We start from the raw sequence: 18032 nt of genomic DNA on the forward strand, positions 1-18032 counted from the left end.
CGCAGGGGCGCGGCGACGCCTGTGTGTGGCCTGCGGGCCTCATGAATAGTCACGGGCCCCGAAGATGGCGGTGCCGACTCGGACCATGGTACTGCCATGCAAGATGGCGGCCTCCAGATCCTCCGTCATGCCCATCGAGAGGGTATCGACCGTGGGATATTGTTGCGCAAGCCGGGTGAACAGAGCCTGCATGCTCTGCATCTGTTGCCCCAGCACGTCCGGGTCCTGAGTGTGTTCTGGGATGGCCATCAGACCGCGCAATCGCAGGCGATCCGATTGTGCAACCAACTGGGCCAGCCGGAAAATCTCTGATTCAGATGCGCCGGATTTGCTACTCTCTCCACTAATATTGATTTGCAGACAGATATTTAGCGGCGCAAGTTGCGCCGGCCGCTGCCGGGCGAGGCGCTCGACAAGTTTGTCTCGATCGACGCTTTGCACCCAATCGAACCGCTCCGCCACCAGCTTGGACTTGTTGGACTGCAGGGGCCCGATGAAGTGCCATTCGATATCGGCGAAGCCACCCTGGCTGCGCAGGGCATCAATCTTGGCGCAGGCCTCCTGGGCATAGGATTCGCCGAAGCGGCGCTGTCCGGCCTGGTAGGCGTCACGGATGGCCTCGACGGGTTTGGTCTTGCTGACCGCGAGCAGGCGGATGTGGGCCGGGTCTCGCCCGGCCGCGCTGGCGGCCTGCTGAATGCGTGCCCTGACCCCTGTCAGCTGTTGCAGAATCTGGCTCATATTTCGTTAACAATCTTGTGATGGGAGAATGACAAGTCTATGGATATCACAGAGTTATTGGCCTTTAGTGTAAAACATAACGCCTCGGATCTACATCTCTCGGCCGGGGTGCCACCGATGATCCGGGTTGACGGCGAGGTGCGCAAGATCAATTTGCCTGCGCTGGATCAGCGGGAAGTCCATGCCCTCATCTATGACATCATGAACGACCATCAACGCAAGGAGCTGGAGGAGAATTTTGAGGTCGACTTCTCGTTCGAGGTGCCCAACATGGCGCGCTTTCGGGTCAATGCCTTCCAGCAATCTCGCGGGGCCGGGGCCGTCTTTCGCACCATTCCGAGCACAGTGCTGACCCTGGAGGACCTCGATGCTCCGGCTATCTTCCAGAAGATTGCCGAATATCCCCGCGGCCTGGTGCTGGTGACCGGGCCGACCGGCTCGGGCAAGTCCACCACGCTGGCCGCCATGGTCAACTACATCAACGAAAACTACCATCACCACATCCTCACCATTGAGGACCCCATCGAATTCGTGCACGAAAACAAGCGCTGCCTGGTGAACCAGCGGGAAGTGCACAGGGACACCAGAAGCTTCGCCAACGCGCTGCGTTCTGCGCTGCGGGAGGATCCGGACATCATATTGGTGGGGGAGATGCGCGATCTGGAGACCATACGCCTCGCCATGACGGCGGCGGAGACCGGCCATCTGGTGTTCGGCACCCTGCACACCTCGTCGGCGGCCAAGACCATAGACCGGATCATCGACGTGTTTCCCGGGGCGGAGAAGGACATGGTGCGTTCCATGCTGTCCGAGTCCCTGCGGGCCGTCATCTCCCAGACCCTGCTCAAGCGGATCGGCGGCGGCCGGGTCGCGGCCCACGAGATCATGCTGGGCATCCCGGCGGTGCGCAACCTCATCCGGGAAGACAAGGTGGCCCAGCTCTACTCCGTGATCCAGACGGGGATGGTGCACGGCATGCAGACCATGGATCAGAGCCTGAAACAGCTGGTGGGCCGCGGCACTGTGGCGTCGCTGGATGCCAAGGCCAAGGCGGTGGATCCCAATTCTATCTAGGAGCGCGTATGACACTCGAGTCGCTGTTGGCACAGCTGGTTGAACGGCAAGGATCGGATCTGTTCGTCACCGTGGGCAGTCGCCCCATGGTCAAGGTGGATGGCCGGCTGCTTCCCATCGATGGGGCCCCGCTCGATGAGGAGCAGACCCTGGCCCTGATCCGGGAGACCCTGAGCCCGGAGCATCTCGCCCGTTTCATGGCGACTCAGGAGGCGAACTACGCCATCCACAAGCCGGGCCTTGGCCGGTTTCGGGTCAGCGCCTTCTGGCAACAGGCGCTGCCCGGCATGGTGCTGCGCCGGATCGAGACCCGGATCCCCACCTTCGAGGAGCTGGGCTTGCCCGACATCCTCAAGGAGATAGGCATGGCCAAGCGGGGGTTGGTGCTGTTCGTCGGGGCGACCGGTACCGGGAAAACCACCACCCAGGCCGCCATGATTGGCTATCGCAACCAGCACAGCGAAGGCCACATACTGACGGTGGAGGATCCGGTGGAGTTCGTGCACCAGCACGGTCGCAGCCTGATCACCCAGCGGGAGGTGGGGATAGACACGGCGTCATTCGATGTCGCCCTCAAGAGCTCGCTGCGTCAGGCGCCGGATGTGATCCTCATCGGCGAGATCCGCAGCGCAGAGACCATGGCCTTCGCCCTGCAGTTTGCCGAAACGGGGCACCTGTGCCTCGCCACCCTCCATGCCAACAACGCCAATCAGGCGATCGACCGCATCCTGCATCTGGTGCCGACCGAGAAGCACCGCCAGCTGCTGTTCGATCTCTCCTGCAACCTGAGGGGCATCATAGCCCAGCAACTGGTGCCGGCTCTCGATGGCGGGCGACGCTGCGCCGTGTTCGAGGTGATGCTCAATACCCCCATCATCAGCGACATCCTGCGCAAGGGGGAGATGCACCGCCTCAAGGAGGTGATGACCCGGTCGCCGGAGCTGGGGATGCAGACCTTCGATCAGGGCTTGTTCCGGCTGTTCATGGCGGGGCGCATCGGCCTTGCCGAGGCGCTGGCCCATGCGGATTCGGCCAACGATCTGCGCCTGCAGATAAAGTTGTCCGGCAAGGGCCCCCTGGATTCTGGTACGCTGGAGGGCGTGACTGTGGATGAATAGGGGCCGCTGGCCCCTCCCTCTGGAAAGGATCGTTATGCTGATTGTGGTTTCCCCGGCCAAGACGCTGGATTTCGAGTCGCCGCTGGCGACCTCCCGTTTCACCCGACCCGAACTGCTGGATCACTCCGCCCGCCTGATCGAACGGGCGCGGCAACTGAGCCCGGCCCAGATCGCCAGCCTGATGAAGATCAGCGACAAGCTCTCCGGCCTCAATGCCGCCCGCTTCGCCGAATGGCAGCCCGATTTCTCCCCGGCCAATGCTCGCCAGGCGATCCTGGCCTTCAAGGGGGATGTCTACACCGGATTGGCGGCCGAGGATTTCGAGGAGGGGGATTTCGACTTCGCCCAGGTGCATCTGCGCATGCTGTCCGGGCTCTACGGGGTGCTGCGCCCCCTCGATCTGATGATGGCCTATCGCCTCGAGATGGGGATCCGCCTCGACAACGAGCGGGGCAAGGATCTCTACCAGTTCTGGGGCGACATCATCACGGAGCAGCTCAATCGCGCCCTGGCCGCTCAGGGGGATGAGGTGCTGATCAACCTGGCTTCCGACGAGTATTTCAAGTCGGTGCGTCCCAAGGCACTCAAGGGCAGGATCGTCACCCCCGTCTTCAAGGACGAGAAGAACGGCCAGTTCAAGATCATCAGCTTCTACGCCAAGAAGGCGAGGGGCATGATGGCCCGCTACATCATCAAGCACCGCCTGACCCGGATCGAGCAGCTGACCGGTTTCGACAGCGGCGGCTACCGGTTCGTGGCCGAGGAGTCCGGCGACGGCACCCTGATGTTCAAGCGCTCGGAAAATTAATTGAAATGGCAGGGAACCAATCACGGGCCCCCGGGTCTTAATATGTGAATCCTCTGTTGTAAGCACTTTTTATTCGCCGACGTTCATACGTCGGCTTTTTCTTGCCTGTTCGCCGCCGCTGGTGGCTGATTGCCCCAGCGGTTCTTGCCGAACACTGGTCGTGAATACGCAAACGGCCATCCGAAGATGGCCGTGCATGGGCAGAATGAGCGAGCGAAGGGCGATTACTTCTTTTTCTTCTTCGCCGATTTCTTCTTGGCATCCTTCGGCTTTTTCTTCTTCACCGGCACCCGGGCTTCCTTGTGCTTGGGGCGCAGGGTGTCGATGACCCGGCGCTTGAGCCGCTCTTCGGTGTAGCGCTCAATCTTGGCCACCATGGCCATGTCGTGGGCTTCCACCAGGCTGATGGCGCAGCCACGGTTGCCGGCCCGGCCGGTGCGGCCGATGCGATGCACATAGACATCGGTGCCATAGGGCATGTCGTAGTTGATGACATGGCTGACGTTGGGCAGATCGATGCCGCGGGCGGCGACGTCGGTGGCGATGAGGAAGGGCACTTCCCCCTCGTGGAACTTGCGGATCGACTCGATGCGCTTGCTCTGCTCCATCTCGCCACGGATCCAGGCACAGGAGACGCCGGCCGCCTGCAACTGGCCGGAGAGCTCCGCCAGCCGCTCGCGGGTACGGACGAAGACGATGGCCTTCTGGGTCTCGGGATCCTTGAGGATATGGGTCAGCAGCGCCAGCTTGTGGGCGGCGTCGTCGGCCAGGTGGATCCACTGGGTTATCTTGCGCCGTTCGCTGCGGGGCGGCTCGGCATGCAGCTCGACGGGTTCGTTGAGGATCTCGTTGGCAAATTTCTCCAGGCCCGCCCCCTCCAGGGTGGCGGAGAACAGCATGGTGTGCTTGCGGTAACGGGCCTCGGCCACGATGCGATTCACATCCTTGACAAAGCCCATGTCCAGCATGCGATCCGCCTCATCCAGCACCAGCACTTCGATGTCGTGACTCTCGAACTCTTCCTTGTCGATGTACTCCAGCAGGCGGCCCGGGGTGGCGACCACTATGTCCGTGGTCTTGGTCAGCGCGGGCAGCTGCTCTTCGTGGCTGACGCCGCCGATGATGGTCTCGATGCTCAGATGGGTATGTGCCGCCAGCGCCTTGGCATGGGCGGTGATCTGCAGGGCCAGCTCGCGGGTCGGGGTGAGGATCAGCATGCGGCAGGGGCCCGGCTTGCGACGCGGGAAATCCAGCAGATGCTGCATGGCCGGCAGCAGGAAGGCGGCCGTCTTGCCGGTGCCAGTGGGCGCAGAAGCCAGGATGTCACGACCCTCCAGTGCGGGCTCCAGCACCATCTGTTGAATGGTGGTGGGACGGGTGAACCCCATCTCGGCCAGGGCCCGGTTGAGGGCTGGATTGAGGTCGAAATCATCAAAGGATTGGCTCATGGCAATGCTCGGTCATTAAGGAAACGGCAGATTATAGGCGATTATGCCGTCGTCTCCTATGGCTGGCGGCGGGAACTGGCTATAATCGCCGACCCTTTTTCGTCAGAGCGGGAAGCAGATGAGCCCAAGTCGCGGTTTTACCTTCAAGCAGTTTCATATCGACCATGACCGCTGTGCCATGAAGGTGGGCACGGATGGCATACTGCTCGGCGCCTGGGCGCCCGTCGAGGGGGCCAGGCGGGTGCTGGACATCGGCAGTGGCAGCGGCCTCATCGCCCTGATGCTGGCGCAACGCAGCGGTCCGGACTGCCAGATCACCGGGGTCGAACTGGAGGCGGCGGCGCTGGCCCAGGCGCGGGAAAACGTGGCGGCGTCGCCCTGGGCGAATCGGGTACAGATGAGGGGGGGAGCCATCCAGCAGCATGAGGCGCCGCCCTATGACCTCATCGTCTCCAATCCGCCCTATTTCGGCGCCGGGCAAGGGTTCGAGGATCCCGCCAGGGCCAGGGCACGCCACCGGGGCTCCCTGGACAGCCGGGACTTGCTCGATGCCTGTGATCGCCTGCTCGCTCCCCGGGGGCGGGTCGCCCTTGTGCTGCCGACGGCGCTGGCTGATGAAATAATATCCAGTTTGCCACACTATGATCTGCACGAACTTTGTTATACAGCTGTTATCACCAAATCCGGAAAAGCGGCAAATCGTGTTTTACTGCTGCTAGGCAGAGAATTAAACAGGTGTGAGCGGGGTGAAATTGTGATCCATTCTGCTGATGGTGGCTATTCCAACAGATATATCCAACTGACCGCCCCCTTCTATTTGAAGATGTAAATTTCGTCTTGAACTATTTTTTCACATCATTATGCTGACACTTAAATGAGCACCCGCTCAAGACCAGCCAAAACCACTGGTTGCGATGAAAAAATGCGCGGGGCTCCTTTTTTTTACCCGGCGAATTTCCGGGGCGATGACCAATAAAAAACTATAACAAGCAATAGTTTACAAGACAGACGAGGTTGAACTTGACGAAATCACTGACATTATCTGATGTGCTCGGATTGGGCTTTATGACCTTCGCCTTCTATCTGGGCGCAGGCAACATCATCTTCCCGCCCCTGGCGGGCTTCCTCGCTGGCGAGAACATGACCCTGGCCATGTTGGGCTTCCTGGTCACCGCCGTGGGTCTGCCGCTCATCACCATACTGGCCGTCGCCAAGGCGGGTAACGGCTGGGCCGGCATGACCAAGCTGCTGCCCGCCGGCATCGCCAGTGCGCTGGCAGTCGCCATCTACATCATCATAGGCCCGGCCTTCGCCGCCCCCCGTACCGGCCTGGTGGCCTACGAGATGGGCCTCAAGCCCTTCCTGGGCGAGATGGGCGCCCAGGGCCTGCTGGTCTACACCCTGGTCTTCTTCGGTGCTGCCATCCTGGTCTCCCTCAATCAGGGTCGCCTGATGGATGCCATCGGCAAATTCCTCACGCCCATGCTGATGCTGTTGCTGATCGTGCTGGCGGTCGGGGTATTCGTGGCGCCCCAGGGCACCATGCCTGCCGCGGTGGCCGACTACCAGAACGATGCCTTCATCAAGGGGATCCTCGAGGGGTACAACACCATGGATACCCTGGCGTCCCTGATGTTTGGCGCCCTGATCGTCGATATCCTGCGCAAGAAGGGCATCAATGACTACCAGAGCCAGTTCAAGTATCTGGCCATCGCGGGTGTCATCTCCGCCATCGGCCTGGCCGTGGTCTACATCTCCCTGTTCCAGCTGGGCAACTCTGCCGCCGGCGTGGCGACCGATACCAGCAACGGCGGCGCCATCGTCAGCGCCTATGTGCTGAGTCTGTTCGGTCAGCCGGGTCAGTTCATCCTGGCCGGCATCATCACCCTGGCCTGCTTCACCACCGCCGTGGGTCTGATCTCCGCCTGTGCCGACTTCTTCCACAACCTCACCGGCATGGCGTATCGCAAGCTGGTGGTGATCCTGGGGGCCGCCTGCGCCCTGGTGGCCAACGTGGGCCTGAGCCAGCTGATCAGCCTCTCCATCCCTGTGCTGGTCGCCATCTACCCGGTTGCGGTCGCCCTGGTGCTGGTGACCTTCCTGAAGGGTTACTTCGGTCACCCCCGCCTGACGTTCCGTCTGGTGCTGGCCGTGGCATTCCTGTTCGGCTGCCTGGATGGTCTGGGTGCCGCCGGCATGAAGATGGATGCCTTCGCCTTCCTGCCGTTGTTTGACAAGGGATTGGCCTGGTTGCTGCCGACCCTGGCCGCCTGTGGCCTGGGTGTCATGGTGCGTGGCAACGAGAAACCGGTGAGCGACGCGACCGCCTGATTCCGACCCGCGTCCCCGTTTGAAAGAGCCAGCAGTCACTGCTGGCTCTTTTTATTGGGACTCAGGCCAACGAGCCTGTCTCCCTTTTCCTCTATTGAGAGAAGGTGGCCAGTATCTTGACGACGCCAAACATGGCGACGCCGGCAAACACGGGCCAGCCCAGGGAGCGGGTGCGATACCAGACGGCCAGGGTCAGCGCCCCGCCGAGCAGGGTCGCCAGCCAGGAGGTGGGGGTGAGGGTGGCCGGCACCACGGAGACGCCGAACATGGCCGCTATCATGGCCGGGCCCAGCACCCTGAGCCAGACTGGCATCTGCTCCACCGTCTTCTGACTGTCGCGGCGATCCAGGTGCCGCTGCATCCAGAGCAGGGGCAGCATCCGCAGCAAAAAGGTGCCCGCCGCCGCGGCGAGCATGGCGATCCAGAGGGTGCTATCCATGTTGTGTTTCTCCCGTCTTCGAGTTGGCTTCCATCAGGTAGAAGAGGATGGCGCCGCAGATGGCCGCCAGGGGAATGGCCGCGTTGGCAAAGCCCATCATCTTGAGCAGCATGGCCCCCAGGATGGCGCTGCCCAGGGTCAGGGACCACTGGCGTGAGGTAAAGCGTGGCGCCAGCAGCACCAGGAACAAGGCCGGCAGTGCGAAGGGCATCACCTCGCCGAGCAGGGGCCAGCGCGCCGTCAGCTCACCCCCCGCGATGGCGCCGAGAGCCGTGCCCCCAATCCAGCTGGCCCAGGCGAGCAGCATGGCCCCGGTGAACCAGCCCAGGCGCTCTGCCGGTGCCAGCTGCGGCAGGCGAGTGTGGGCCAGGGCGAAGATCTGATCCGTGAGGCCGTGCATCAGCCATGGCCACCACCGGTTGCGGGGCAGGTAGGGGGCCAGATTCGGCCCATACACAACGTGACGGGCATTGATCAGCAGGGTCATGACCACCACCAGCCAGAGCGGCGCCCCCGAGGCCACCATGGCCACGAACAGGAACTGCGATGCCCCGGCATAGATGAGGGTGGAGACGATCACGGCTTCCCATGGGCTGAAGCCGGCCTGGATGGCGATCAGTCCGAAGGAGACGGCGACCGGGATATAGCCCCCCAGCAGGGGCACTGCCTCGAGCAGCCCCATGACGAAGGGGCGCTTGCCGCGAATTTTGATTTCCTGGGTCATTTGGCGTTCCCCTTGCTTGCGTAGACGATGGTGACCAGCAGGGTGACCCAGGTCTCCCCGGCGCGATAGAGATGGGGCTGATCGGCGGGGAAGGTGTGGCTCTCCCCCGGATTCAGCCGCCTGGTGTGCCCTTCCGTGCCCACCTCAAGCTGGCCGCTGATGATAGTAATGGATTCGGACGATCCTGGTGAGTGAGGCTCGGCCCGTCGCTGTGCGTGGGGCGCGCAGGACATCCAGTAGACATCCACATGGGGGTCATCCGTGCCCTGATCGATCAGCCTGACCTGCATGCCGTCGTCGAAGACGGGGGCGCAGATGGGGGCCACCAGGTTGCCGAACGGCACATTGAGCTGAATGGCGATGCGCCAGACGGTATCCAGGGTGGGGTTGCCGCACCCCTGCTCCAGGCGCGACAGATTCGACTTGGCGATGCCGGCATCCTGGGCCAGTTGGGAGAGGGACAGGCCCCGGGCCAGCCGCAACGCCTGAAGGTGGCGCCCCAGGGTATCGAGAAGGGGTTTATCCATGACAGGTTCCTGTTCGTTATATAGAACGTTCCATATATTGAACGTTCTATATAACGAACAATCCGCTGTCAAACCCTTTGGATCGCCCATCCCCATCTGGGGGGTGACGGGGGAGGGGCAAGGGGGCTTTGGAGATGAGAGAGGCCGGCATGGGCCGGCCTCTCTCACTCAACCGTGCGCGCTCAGAGCGGCTCGGCGGTGGGCTTGCCCGCCAGACCGTACCAGTGGAACCGGCTCTCGCCCGCATGCCAGGAGAAGGTGGCCCAGGGATGCTGGCTCTCCCAGCGGGGGAAGGCGATCTCCACCCTGTTGTCCTGGTAGCGATAGAGGGAGGTGCTCAGCTCTATGTCGGAGCCGATCAGCAGCAGGACAAGCCCGACGAGACACCACTTCAGCAGGCGCCACATGGTGGTTACTCGAAGCAGATTTCGATGGTGGCGCGGCCATACTCAGAGTCGAATGGCATCATGATCTTGCTGCCATCCGCCTTGTGGGTGATGGTGTGATTGGGACCCGAGACGATGACGGGGGTCGCCATGTCGAACTCATAGCCCTTCTCCCCCAGCATGCGCTTGGCGCCGCCGGTGACCATGTTGGTGATCTCCCCCACCATGTCGGTGACCTCCTCGTTGATGGTGGCCGGCGCCTCCCCCAGCATGCGGCGCATGATCTCCAGCGCCAGCCCCTTCTCGAAGCTGATGGAGAGAGAACCCCGGGTCTGGGGGCCGACCATGCCGATGAGGCCGGAGACATCGCCACGGGCCAGCTCGTCGAGCTTGCGCTTGGGCTTGCCCGGGGTCAGCTCGAGCTGGGCCATGGTGGACAGCACGTTGAGCAGGGAGAGCAGGAACGGATTGACAAAATCAGCCTTCATGTTGACTTCCTACGGGAGGCGCGCAGCGGACGCACTGTCCATGAGCCTCTATGGTCTTGTTGGTAATGGTAAAGCCATGCAGACGGGCCTGCTCGGAGAATGCGTGGTCGATGGCGTCGTCATGGAGCTCGACCACGTCGCCGCAGCGATCGCAGATCAGCAGCTGCATGGGATGAGCATGGTCGAAGTGACAGCAGAAGATGAAGGCGTTGAGGGACTCCACCTTGTGGGCAAACCCCTGCTCGAGCAGAAAGTCGAGGGCGCGATAGACGGTCGGCGGCTTGGCGCTGGCCTCGGTCTTCTGCAACTGGGCCAGCAGATCGTAGGCGCTGATGGCATTGCCATGGGCAGCCAGCAGGCGAAAAACCTGGCGCCGGGTCGGGGTGAAGCGAATGCCGCGCTGTTGGCAGAGGCGCTCGGCGGCTTGTAGCAGTTGGTCTTGATTCATGATCACGCAAATGGCCTGTATCGTCTGCGGATACTAACATAGGGCCTCTCTTGGCGCGGCGTCAAAATTCATTTTCTGGGCGCGGCGTCCCTTGTGCTAATATCCGCCCCCTCCCATAGCCACCCGGATGATCTTTATGCAGGCGCAGCGCTTCTCCATCGCCCCCATGCTGGACTGGACCGATCGGCATTGCCGTTACTTTCACCGTCTGATGACCCGCCAGACCCTGCTCTATACCGAGATGGTCACCACGGGCGCCATCATCCACGGCAAGGGTGACTATCTGGGCTACAGCGAGCAGGAGCACCCCATCGCCCTGCAACTGGGGGGCAGCAACCCGGTGGATCTGGCCCGCTGCGCCAGGCTGGCCGAGGAGCGGGGCTATGACGAGATCAACCTCAACGTGGGTTGCCCCTCGGATCGGGTCCAGAACGGCCGCTTCGGCGCCTGCCTGATGGGGGAGCCCGCCCTGGTGGCCGACTGCATCAAGGCGATGCGCGACGTGGTGGCCATTCCGGTGACCGTCAAGACCCGGATCGGCATCGACGATCAAGACTCCTACGAATTCTTGCAGGCCTTCATCGAGCAGGTGCGCGACGCCGGCTGCGACACCTTCATCGTCCATGCCCGCAAGGCCTGGCTCAGCGGCCTGAGCCCCCGGGAGAACCGCGAGATCCCGCCGCTGGACTACCCGCGGGTCTACCGGGTCAAGCAGGATTACCCCGAGCTGACCATCGCCCTCAACGGCGGTGTCACCAGCCTGGAGCAGACGCTGGAACATCTGCAACATGTGGATGGTGTGATGATGGGGCGCGAAGCCTACCAGAATCCCTATCTCCTGGCAGAGGTGGACAACCGGGTGTTCGGCCAGCAGGGGGCGGTGCCGAGCCGTCACGAGGTGGTGCGCATGATGCTGCCCTACCTGGAGCAGGAGCTGGCCAAGGGCAACTACCTCTCCCACGTGACCCGCCACATGCTGGGGCTGTTCCAGAACATGCCGGGGGCCCGCGCCTGGCGCCGTCACCTGAGCGAGAACGCCTGCAAGCCGGGGGCTGGTATCCAGGTGGTGCTGGACGCCATGGCCAAGGTACCCGAGCATAGCGGCGAAGCCGTGGTCTGAGCCCGGCCGGTATCGGATTTGGGGTCTATGACCCTGTGTCGATGAAACGCCCCGCCTCGTGCGGGGCTTTTTATTGCCGGACTCTTTATGGCCGGTGATGGAGGCCAGGCTGCCCGGGCCGCAGGGGGCGGCTTAGCCCTGATCCGGCGTGAAGTCGTGGATCTCGCCGCGCCTTGGCTTGAAGCGGGGATCGGCCCCCAGCTTCTGCTGGGCCAGGGCCATGCTCTGGCAGAAGCTCTCCTCCTTCTCATACTCGGCCCGCACCAGATCGATGGCGCGCTCCGCCTGGCGGCGATCCTGCTTGCTCGCCTTGCGATCGCTGAACACCTGCTGCTGATCCAGCATCCATTGCAAGAAGGCCTGACGGCACTGATCTTCCCGGGGAGGGGCGGACGCGGCGTGAGCGAGCGGGCTGATCAGCAGGGTCAGGAGGAGAAGACGAGGCATATTCGTTGATTGGTTTGTTAGTAAGTGGCTGATTAACGGCTATTTTATGGCGTAATGGCCGCCGGGTACAGGACAAAAATGACGCCATTTCTGGCAGGGGCAGGTGACCGCGCCCCGGCGGTCACCTGGGGCCTGCTCAGTGGGCGAGCAGATAGAGCTGGCGGCTGTAGGCTACGTCTTCGGGGTTGTTGATGGGGTAGCCCTTGAGCCAGGGCTTGATCAGCCTGGCATTGGTGTACTGGTAGAGGGGCGCTATCGGGGCCTGCTCCTGCAGCAGGGTCTCGGCCCGATCGAACAGCTGGCCACGACTGGCCTGGCTGGTGTCGCGGGAGGCCTGATCCAGCAGGGCGTCATAGCCCGGGTTCGCGAAGCGGGCCATGTTGCCGCCGTTGCTGCTGCGCCACAGTTCGAGGAAGGCGGAGGGGTCGTTGTAGTCGGCTACCCAGGAGGAGCGGATCACCTGGAACTGGCCGCTCTGGCGGCTGTCGAGGTAGCTCTTCCACTCCTGATTGGTGAGTTCGACCCGGGCGCCCAGCTTCTGCTTCCACATGCTGGCCACGGCCAGGGCCAGCTTCTTGTGCACCTCGGCCGTGTTGTAGAGCAGAGTCAGGGTGAGGGGGCGCTGGGGGCCATAGCCGGCCTCGGCCAGCAGCTGCCTGGCCTGGGCATCGAGCGCCTCCTGACTCAGGGTCGAGAGCGGGTTGGGCTTGGGGCTGAAGTGGGCGGTCACGTCCGGGGTGAAGTGGTAGGCGGGTTTCTCCCCCGTGCCCAGCACCTTGTCGGCGATGAGCCGCCGGTCGATGGCATAGGAGAGCGCCTTGCGCACCCGCACGTCGTCGAGGGGAGGCTGGCGGGTGTTGAAGGCGTAGTAGTAGGTACCCAGCTGCTCCGGGGTATGGACCTCGCCCGGGATCTGCCTGATCAGCCTGGCGTACTGCTCTTTGGGGAAGGACTCGGTGATGTCGATATCCCCCGCCAGATAGCGGTTGGTGGCAGCACTCTCCTGGTTGATGGGCAGGAAGGTGACCCTGGTCAGCACCGTATGGGCCCTGTCCCAGTAGTGGGGATTGGGCACCAGATCGAGCCGCTCGTTGACCACCCGGTCCGCCAGCACGAAGGCGCCATTGCCGACCAGTTTGCCGGGCTGGGTCCACTGCTGACCGTGTTGCGCCATGCTGGCCGCGTGCAGGGGGGAGAGGCTGGGGTGGGTCAGCAGGTTGAGAAAATAGGGCACGGGCTGGGAGAGGCTGACCTTGAGGGTGTGGTCGTCGATGGCCTCGACCCCGAGCCGCTCCGGGCTCAGCTCGCCGGCCACTATCTTGTCCACGTTCTCGAAATGGGCGAGCTGGGCGAACCAGGCGAAGGTGGCCGCCTCTTTGGGATCGACCAGCCGGCGCCAGCCATGGACGAAGTCGTGGGCCGTGACCGGATCCCCGTTTGACCAGGCGGCGTCCTGGCGCAGCCGGAAGCGAAAGTGCTGGTTGTCGTCACTGTGCCATGACTGGGCGACCCCGGGTTGCACGCTGCCATCCGGGCTCTGGGTCAGCAGCCCCTCGAACAGATCCCGCACCACCTGCAACTCGGGCAGGCCGACCAGCTTGAGGGGGCTCAGGCTGCTGGGCTCATCCTTGAGATGGCGCACCACAGTCTGCTCGGCGGCGAGTCTGGCATCGGGCGGGACATCGGCGGCCTGGGCAGCACCCATGGCCAGCAGTAACAGCAAGGGGCGCCATCCTGTCATGGTCAGATCCTTAATGTGAAGCGGGGAGAAAAGTCGGCGACAAGTGCTCGCCTGCCGGTGGGAAAACATGATATCCCCATTGCTGGCCAGACCGCCAGCGCCGACCAGGGCTGGCACGGGCCCTTTTTATCTGGGTGTGAACGGGATCGGCTGGGGGGAGAGGATGAGACTAGGGTGGTGGATACTGGGGTTGTTGAGTCAGGGGGCCTGGGCGCTGGAGCCGTGTCAGCCCGACACCCGGGTGGGGAGCTGGTGCCAGGTGGCGATCGCCGCGCTGCAGCCGACCCAGGCGGGCATAGGCCAGCTGCAGGTGGAGGAGACGGCGCGCAAGCTGGCGGGCACGCGCGAGAAACAGCTCGACGGCTACATGAAGAAGAAGGAGATCCCCGTCGTCATCGCCCCGGATGGCGGCTACTGGCTGGTGGACCGGCATCATCTCACCAGGGCCCTGTGGCAGACCGGGGTCAGGGAGGCCAGGGTCAAGGTGATCGCCCGGCTGCAGGACGAGCGCCATTTCTGGAGCCAGATGCAGCACAACCACTGGGCCTGGCTCAAGGACGAGCGGGGCCAGCCCATCAGGCCCGAGCAGTTGCCAGGCCGCATCGACGCCCTGCCCGACTACCCCTACCGCACCCTGGCGGGTCTGTTGCAGGATGCCGGCTATTTTCAGAAGAACAAGCAGGTCTACTTCGTCGAGTTTGCCTGGGCCAGTTGGCTCGGCCAGCAGATGCAGTGGCGGCCGGTGACCCGGGAGAACCTGACGGCGCGCCTGCAGCAGGCCAAGCGGCTCGCCTGCACCCAGGCGGCCCGGGATCTGCCCGGTTATCCCGGCAAGCAGTGTCGCAGCAAGGGGCCTTGACCGCCGTGGTTGCCAGGGCGTGCCTTGCCCGCCCAGGAAAACCCGCGCCGCGGGGGGGGGGGGGGGGGGGGCTCGCCCCCCACATACCCCCCCCCCGGGGGGGGGGGGTTTTTTTGTGGGGGGACGGATTGCCGGTCAGGGCAGCGCCAGACTGGGCCCGTCCAGGTATTCCGGCAGGAACAGGGTGATCTGGGGCACATAGGTGATGAGCATGAGAAACAGCAGCAGGAAGCCGACCCAGGGCAGGCAGGCGCGGATCACCCAGCCCATGCTCTGGCCCGTGATGCCGGCGGTCACGAACAGGTTGAGCCCCACCGGCGGGGTCAGCATGCCTATCTCCATGTTGATCACCATGATGATCCCCAGGTGGATGGGGTCTATGCCCAGCTGGGTGGCGATGGGGAACAGGATGGGCGCCATGATCAGCACGATGGCCGAAGGCTCCATGAAGTTGCCCGCCAGCAGCAGCAGTATGTTCACCACGATGAGGAAGCCCCAGGCGGGCAGGCCCCAGGCGATGATGGCCTCGGCGATGGCATGGGGGATCCGCTCCGAGGTGAGCACATGGGCGAACAGCATGGCGTTGCTGATGATGAACAGCAGCATGATGCTCACCTTGGCGGCGTCGCGCACCACATGGCCCACCTCGCGGTCGAAGGGAGATCTGAGCAGGGAGAGGGGCAGCAACACCAGGTTGCGCAGGCTGGCGCCGAGCAGGGACTCCCCCTGGTTGCGCCAGGCCACCCCCTTGAGGGGGCCTATGTCGCGATAGCCGTAGACGGCGATGAAGAAGGCGTAGACCGCCGCCACCGCCGCCGCCTCGGTGGGGCTGGCGATGCCTCCGTAGATGGATCCCAGCACCAGTATGATGAGGAAGAGACCGCCGAGGGCCTTGCCACCGCTGCCGAGCAGGGTGAAGACCCCGGGGAAGGGCTGGCTCGGCAGCCCCTTGATGCGGGCCACCACATAGATGACCACCATGATGAGGCCCCCCATCATGAGCCCCGGCAGGAAGCCGGCCATGAACATGCGGGATGCCGAGACCTCGGTCGCCGCCGCATAGACCAGCATGACGATGGAGGGGGGGATCAGGATCCCCAGGGTGCCCGCGTTGGCGATCACCCCGGCGGCGAAGGCCTGGGGATAGCCGGAGCGCACCATGCCGGCGATGACGATGCTGCCGATGGCGGCCACGGTCGCCGGGCTGGAGCCGCACACGGCGGCAAACAGCATGCAGGCCATGACCGACGCCATGGCGAGGCCGCCCCGGATGTGGCCGACGGAGTCCATGGCGAAGTTGATGATCCGCTTGGCCACGCCGCCGGTCGACAAAAAGGCGGACGACAGCACGAAGAAGGGGATGGCGAGCAGGGTGTAGTGCTCCGAGGTGGCCTCGAACAACTTGAGCGCCAGGGAGGCGAGGGAGTCGTTGGAGAAGAGCAGTATGGTGGTGACGCTGGAGAGGCCGAGGGCCACCGCGATGGGCATGCCGAGCAACATGGAGAGGATCAGCAGGGTAAAGAGGGTCAGTGTTGCCATTGTGGTTATACCTTCTGATCCGGGTCGTGGTCGATGAGGTGCATGCTCTCCCTGGCCTCATCGGCGAGGGCGAAGCCCTGCATCTGGCCGCGCCACACCATGACGCCGACCCCGAGGAAACGGACGAACAGCAGGGCCAGGCCGATGGGCAGTATGCTCATGGCTTGCCAGCGGGGGATGGGCAGATCCTCCATCTCGATGCCGATCGCCTTGAGCTTGGCCAGGTAGATCCAGGCACCGTAGAAATAGAAGCAGCAGTAGACCAGGCACAGGCCCACGGCCAGCAGGGTGAGGCGGCGTTGCCAATGGGCGGGCAGTACCTTGATGAAGGCGTCCACCCCGATATGGGCGCCGACCCGCACTCCCCAGGATGCGCCGAACAGCACCATCCAGGCACAGAGGTTGAGGGTCAGCTCCTGGGCCCAGAGCAGGCCGGTATCGAAGAAGAAGCGCATCACCACTTCGATGAAGACCAGCAGGGTGGTGCTGACCAGGAGCAGGCCTATGATGGCCTCCTCCAGCTGATAGACGAGTTTTCTCATGGGATCCTCCGGGGGGGGCCCCCCCCGGGGGCGCCCCGCTGGCTGGCTTAGGGCTGGTTGGCGGCGACGGCGGCGTCGAGGAGCGCCTTGCCGATGGCCCCCTCGAATTGCTGCCAGACCGGCTTCATCGCCTCGACCCACTGGCTGCGCTCGGCGTCGGTCAGGGTAACCAGCTGGCTCTTGCCGGAGGCGAAGATGGCGGCCTTGTCCTCGCCATCTTTCTCGGCGGCAATCTTGTTGCCGTAGGCGACCGACTCATCCAGTGCTTTTTTCAGCTCGCTACGGACCCCATCCGGCAGGCCGTTCCAGAACTCGGCGTTGGTGACGATCAGGTAATCCAGCACCCCGTGGTTGCTTTCGGTGATATAGGGCTGCACCTCGAAGAACTTCTGGGAGTAGATGTTGGACCAGGTGTTCTCCTGGCCGTCGATGGCCTTGGTCTGGAGCAGGGTGAACACCTCGGCGAAGGGCTTCTTCACCGGCACGGCATGGATGGCCTCGAACTGGGCGGCCAGCACGTCCGAGGTCTGGATGCGGAACTTCTTGCCCTTGGCGTCCGCCGGGGTCTTGAGGGGCTGGCTGGCGGAGAGCTGCTTCATGCCGTTGTGCAGATACCCCAGGCCCACCAGACCGTACTTCTCGAGGGAACCCAGCATAGCTTGCCCCTCCTTGCCCTGCTGGAATCGGTCGACCGCGGCCATGTCATTGAACAGGAAGGGCAAGTCGAAGATCTGCAGCTGATCGGTGTACTTCTGGAACTTGGAGAGGGAGGGGGCGATCATCTGCACGTCGCCGAGCAGCATGGCTTCGAGCTCCTTGCCGTCGCCGAACAGCTGGGAGTTGGGGTAGACCTTGACCTCCACCTGCCCCTGGAGGCGCTCATCCACCAGCTGCTTGAAGTGGGTCGCCATCTGGCCCTTGGGGGTGTTCTCCGCCACCACGTGGGAGAACTTGAGTTCGATGGGGGCGGCGATGGCCGAGGAGAGGCCGAGCGCCAGGGTGAGGGCGGCGGTCAGGGTACGGATGTGAAATGTCATGTCTCTCTTCCTTGTGTGTGAGTGCGGGTCATTGCCACCTGACATCGCAACTTGCGTGCCAACACTCACAAACAGGCAACATTTCATTAACTACAAGGGGCCGGGCGGGGTGGGGGAGGGAGGCTGCCCGGGAAAAAGGGGGGAAATCCCCCCCATTCGCCCCCCGGACCGGGTGATTTTTCCCCCATGGGGCGGGTGGATCCGGCGGGCGAAAC

20 protein-coding genes are annotated in these 18032 nt (G+C 63.5%); 7 read left to right on the top strand and 13 right to left on the bottom strand.

Annotation, left to right across the window (positions count from 1 at the left end):
• Positions 1-39 precede the first annotated feature (39 nt).
• Positions 40-741, bottom strand: coding sequence for a YggS family pyridoxal phosphate-dependent enzyme (locus tag ACW5W4_RS02835; protein ID WP_456688324.1), 702 nt, complete (start codon positions 739-741; stop codon positions 40-42).
• Positions 742-780: 39 nt separating this feature from the next.
• Here ACW5W4_RS02835 and tapT point away from each other — a divergent pair, with 39 nt between their 5' ends.
• The 3 genes from tapT to yaaA are packed head-to-tail and all read left to right on the top strand — an operon-like array spanning position 781 to position 3741.
• Complete coding sequence (tapT, locus tag ACW5W4_RS02840) at positions 781-1815, top strand: type IVa pilus ATPase TapT (protein WP_427260852.1); 1035 nt, start codon at positions 781-783, stop codon at positions 1813-1815.
• Positions 1816-1823: 8 nt separating this feature from the next.
• Entirely contained in the window at positions 1824-2933 is a 1110-nt protein-coding gene (locus ACW5W4_RS02845) for a PilT/PilU family type 4a pilus ATPase (protein WP_456688325.1), read from the top strand.
• Between the two features lie 34 nt (positions 2934-2967).
• The gene (gene yaaA, locus ACW5W4_RS02850) at positions 2968-3741 is read left to right on the top strand and encodes a peroxide stress protein YaaA (RefSeq protein ID WP_456688326.1); all 774 of its coding nucleotides are present in this window, start codon (positions 2968-2970) and stop codon (positions 3739-3741) included.
• A gap of 224 nt (positions 3742-3965) precedes the next feature.
• Here the strand turns inward: yaaA and srmB are convergent, their stop codons facing one another.
• On the bottom strand, positions 3966-5189 hold the full coding sequence (srmB, locus tag ACW5W4_RS02855; protein ID WP_408794169.1) for an ATP-dependent RNA helicase SrmB: 1224 nt from the start codon (positions 5187-5189) through the stop codon (positions 3966-3968).
• Between the two features lie 118 nt (positions 5190-5307).
• Here srmB and ACW5W4_RS02860 point away from each other — a divergent pair, with 118 nt between their 5' ends.
• Together ACW5W4_RS02860 and brnQ are read left to right on the top strand one after the other, a co-directional pair.
• Entirely contained in the window at positions 5308-6018 is a 711-nt protein-coding gene (locus ACW5W4_RS02860) for a tRNA1(Val) (adenine(37)-N6)-methyltransferase (protein ID WP_456688327.1), read from the top strand.
• 191 nt (positions 6019-6209) lie between these two features.
• Positions 6210-7520 carry a branched-chain amino acid transport system II carrier protein gene (gene brnQ, locus ACW5W4_RS02865; RefSeq protein ID WP_427260848.1) on the top strand — a complete coding sequence of 437 codons (1311 nt, stop codon included), beginning with the start codon at positions 6210-6212 and terminating at the stop codon, positions 7518-7520.
• Positions 7521-7611: 91 nt separating this feature from the next.
• Here the strand turns inward: brnQ and ACW5W4_RS02870 are convergent, their stop codons facing one another.
• The 6 genes from ACW5W4_RS02870 to zur form a co-directional block, all read right to left on the bottom strand.
• Positions 7612-7959: an AzlD domain-containing protein gene (locus ACW5W4_RS02870; protein ID WP_427260847.1), complete on the bottom strand. Its 348-nt coding sequence runs from the start codon at positions 7957-7959 to the stop codon at positions 7612-7614.
• Entirely contained in the window at positions 7952-8683 is a 732-nt protein-coding gene (locus ACW5W4_RS02875) for an AzlC family ABC transporter permease (protein ID WP_456688328.1), read from the bottom strand. Before ACW5W4_RS02875 ends, ACW5W4_RS02870 begins: the two co-directional genes overlap by 8 nt.
• A complete protein-coding gene (locus ACW5W4_RS02880; protein ID WP_427260845.1) occupies positions 8680-9210 on the bottom strand; it encodes a helix-turn-helix domain-containing protein in 531 nt (176 codons plus the stop codon). Before ACW5W4_RS02880 ends, ACW5W4_RS02875 begins: the two co-directional genes overlap by 4 nt.
• A 182-nt stretch (positions 9211-9392) precedes the next feature.
• Entirely contained in the window at positions 9393-9617 is a 225-nt protein-coding gene (locus ACW5W4_RS02885) for a hypothetical protein (protein ID WP_408794184.1), read from the bottom strand.
• A gap of 5 nt (positions 9618-9622) precedes the next feature.
• Complete coding sequence (locus ACW5W4_RS02890) at positions 9623-10084, bottom strand: chemotaxis protein CheX (RefSeq protein ID WP_408794185.1); 462 nt, start codon at positions 10082-10084, stop codon at positions 9623-9625.
• Entirely contained in the window at positions 10074-10532 is a 459-nt protein-coding gene (gene zur, locus ACW5W4_RS02895) for a zinc uptake transcriptional repressor Zur (RefSeq protein WP_042002307.1), read from the bottom strand. The genes ACW5W4_RS02890 and zur overlap by 11 nt, the downstream gene beginning before the upstream one ends.
• 136 nt (positions 10533-10668) lie before the next feature.
• Between zur and dusA the strand changes: the two genes are divergently transcribed.
• Positions 10669-11652 (top strand): tRNA dihydrouridine(20/20a) synthase DusA, encoded by a 984-nt coding sequence (gene dusA / locus ACW5W4_RS02900; protein WP_456688329.1) that lies wholly within the window; start codon positions 10669-10671, stop codon positions 11650-11652.
• A gap of 132 nt (positions 11653-11784) precedes the next feature.
• On the opposite strand, the gene ACW5W4_RS02905 is transcribed toward dusA, so the two are convergent.
• A complete protein-coding gene (locus ACW5W4_RS02905) occupies positions 11785-12099 on the bottom strand; it encodes a hypothetical protein (protein ID WP_456688330.1) in 315 nt (104 codons plus the stop codon).
• A 136-nt stretch (positions 12100-12235) separates the two neighbouring features.
• Positions 12236-13840 carry a peptide ABC transporter substrate-binding protein gene (locus ACW5W4_RS02910; protein ID WP_456688331.1) on the bottom strand — a complete coding sequence of 535 codons (1605 nt, stop codon included), beginning with the start codon at positions 13838-13840 and terminating at the stop codon, positions 12236-12238.
• A gap of 163 nt (positions 13841-14003) precedes the next feature.
• On the opposite strand from ACW5W4_RS02910, the gene ACW5W4_RS02915 reads away from it, so the two are divergent.
• Entirely contained in the window at positions 14004-14699 is a 696-nt protein-coding gene (locus tag ACW5W4_RS02915) for a ParB-like protein (RefSeq protein ID WP_456688332.1), read from the top strand.
• A gap of 135 nt (positions 14700-14834) precedes the next feature.
• Here ACW5W4_RS02915 and ACW5W4_RS02920 read toward each other — a convergent pair whose 3' ends face one another.
• Genes ACW5W4_RS02920 through ACW5W4_RS02930 form a run of 3 tightly spaced genes read right to left on the bottom strand, consistent with a single transcriptional unit; the run spans position 14835 to position 17817 of the window.
• Positions 14835-16238 carry a TRAP transporter large permease gene (locus tag ACW5W4_RS02920; RefSeq protein ID WP_456688333.1) on the bottom strand — a complete coding sequence of 468 codons (1404 nt, stop codon included), beginning with the start codon at positions 16236-16238 and terminating at the stop codon, positions 14835-14837.
• A 5-nt stretch (positions 16239-16243) separates the two neighbouring features.
• Positions 16244-16780, bottom strand: a complete 537-nt coding sequence (locus ACW5W4_RS02925; protein WP_456688334.1) for a TRAP transporter small permease — start codon at positions 16778-16780, stop codon at positions 16244-16246.
• A 47-nt stretch (positions 16781-16827) separates the two neighbouring features.
• Positions 16828-17817 carry a TRAP transporter substrate-binding protein gene (locus ACW5W4_RS02930; protein ID WP_408794204.1) on the bottom strand — a complete coding sequence of 330 codons (990 nt, stop codon included), beginning with the start codon at positions 17815-17817 and terminating at the stop codon, positions 16828-16830.
• Between the last annotated feature and the right edge of the window lie 215 nt (positions 17818-18032).

The sequence above is a fragment of the Aeromonas crassostreae genome, assembly GCF_054052445.1.

What these genes read in the sequence shown, in the direction of transcription:
- tapT (WP_427260852.1), top strand. Translation starts at nt 781, where the DNA reads ATGGATATCACAGAGTTATTGGCCTTTAGTGTAAAACATAACGCCTCG.
- ACW5W4_RS02910 (WP_456688331.1), bottom strand. Translation starts at nt 13,840, where the DNA reads ATGACAGGATGGCGCCCCTTGCTGTTACTGCTGGCCATGGGTGCTGCC.
- ACW5W4_RS02930 (WP_408794204.1), bottom strand. Translation starts at nt 17,817, where the DNA reads ATGACATTTCACATCCGTACCCTGACCGCCGCCCTCACCCTGGCGCTC.
- ACW5W4_RS02875 (WP_456688328.1), bottom strand. Translation starts at nt 8,683, where the DNA reads ATGACCCAGGAAATCAAAATTCGCGGCAAGCGCCCCTTCGTCATGGGG.
- zur (WP_042002307.1), bottom strand. Translation starts at nt 10,532, where the DNA reads ATGAATCAAGACCAACTGCTACAAGCCGCCGAGCGCCTCTGCCAACAG.
- ACW5W4_RS02870 (WP_427260847.1), bottom strand. Translation starts at nt 7,959, where the DNA reads ATGGATAGCACCCTCTGGATCGCCATGCTCGCCGCGGCGGCGGGCACC.
- ACW5W4_RS02845 (WP_456688325.1), top strand. Translation starts at nt 1,824, where the DNA reads ATGACACTCGAGTCGCTGTTGGCACAGCTGGTTGAACGGCAAGGATCG.
- ACW5W4_RS02880 (WP_427260845.1), bottom strand. Translation starts at nt 9,210, where the DNA reads ATGGATAAACCCCTTCTCGATACCCTGGGGCGCCACCTTCAGGCGTTG.
- yaaA (WP_456688326.1), top strand. Translation starts at nt 2,968, where the DNA reads ATGCTGATTGTGGTTTCCCCGGCCAAGACGCTGGATTTCGAGTCGCCG.
- ACW5W4_RS02885 (WP_408794184.1), bottom strand. Translation starts at nt 9,617, where the DNA reads ATGTGGCGCCTGCTGAAGTGGTGTCTCGTCGGGCTTGTCCTGCTGCTG.
- ACW5W4_RS02860 (WP_456688327.1), top strand. Translation starts at nt 5,308, where the DNA reads ATGAGCCCAAGTCGCGGTTTTACCTTCAAGCAGTTTCATATCGACCAT.
- ACW5W4_RS02835 (WP_456688324.1), bottom strand. Translation starts at nt 741, where the DNA reads ATGAGCCAGATTCTGCAACAGCTGACAGGGGTCAGGGCACGCATTCAG.
- srmB (WP_408794169.1), bottom strand. Translation starts at nt 5,189, where the DNA reads ATGAGCCAATCCTTTGATGATTTCGACCTCAATCCAGCCCTCAACCGG.
- dusA (WP_456688329.1), top strand. Translation starts at nt 10,669, where the DNA reads ATGCAGGCGCAGCGCTTCTCCATCGCCCCCATGCTGGACTGGACCGAT.
- ACW5W4_RS02890 (WP_408794185.1), bottom strand. Translation starts at nt 10,084, where the DNA reads ATGAAGGCTGATTTTGTCAATCCGTTCCTGCTCTCCCTGCTCAACGTG.
- ACW5W4_RS02915 (WP_456688332.1), top strand. Translation starts at nt 14,004, where the DNA reads ATGAGACTAGGGTGGTGGATACTGGGGTTGTTGAGTCAGGGGGCCTGG.
- ACW5W4_RS02925 (WP_456688334.1), bottom strand. Translation starts at nt 16,780, where the DNA reads ATGAGAAAACTCGTCTATCAGCTGGAGGAGGCCATCATAGGCCTGCTC.
- ACW5W4_RS02920 (WP_456688333.1), bottom strand. Translation starts at nt 16,238, where the DNA reads ATGGCAACACTGACCCTCTTTACCCTGCTGATCCTCTCCATGTTGCTC.
- ACW5W4_RS02905 (WP_456688330.1), bottom strand. Translation starts at nt 12,099, where the DNA reads ATGCCTCGTCTTCTCCTCCTGACCCTGCTGATCAGCCCGCTCGCTCAC.